Source organism: Mesorhizobium sp. M1D.F.Ca.ET.231.01.1.1 (assembly GCF_003999155.2).
In the GTDB taxonomy this organism is placed as follows: domain Bacteria; phylum Pseudomonadota; class Alphaproteobacteria; order Rhizobiales; family Rhizobiaceae; genus Mesorhizobium.
In genome coordinates this window covers 1-302 of the sequence record NZ_RZOZ02000221.1, presented here as the reverse complement: position 1 = coordinate 302, position 302 = coordinate 1, and the positions used below count along the sequence as shown (strand labels likewise).

The following is a 302-nucleotide window of genomic DNA, read 5'->3' as shown; positions in this document are numbered from 1 at the left end:
AGGGGATTGTAGGGGTTAGGCATGTTCACCAGTACAGTGTCACCTAGCAACACATGGGACTGAACTGGCACGTAAACCGGCCAAAAAACATCGCTGGACGTAAAGCCGCCAAAGGCCGCATTATACTCTACTCGAATGAACGAAGGCAGTAGCCCGAGTCCGCGCAGCGCCTCCCGGAATTCGACGAAATAGCAAAAATTGAGGAAGCTGAGGCGGATGTCATTCTCCAGATAGATGAAATGCGTATAGCGACCGTGGTTCTCCTGGACAAACTCCATTGCGATGATCTGCTTATGACACCA

The 302-nt window shown here is 51.0% G+C and carries 1 protein-coding gene; it reads right to left on the bottom strand.

The window, feature by feature from the left end; all coding sequences use genetic code 11:
- Positions 1-278 (bottom strand): hypothetical protein (locus tag EN874_RS33040; RefSeq protein WP_135884741.1); only part of this gene is annotated, 278 nt, incomplete at its 3' end.
- Positions 279-302: the final 24 nt, after the last annotated feature.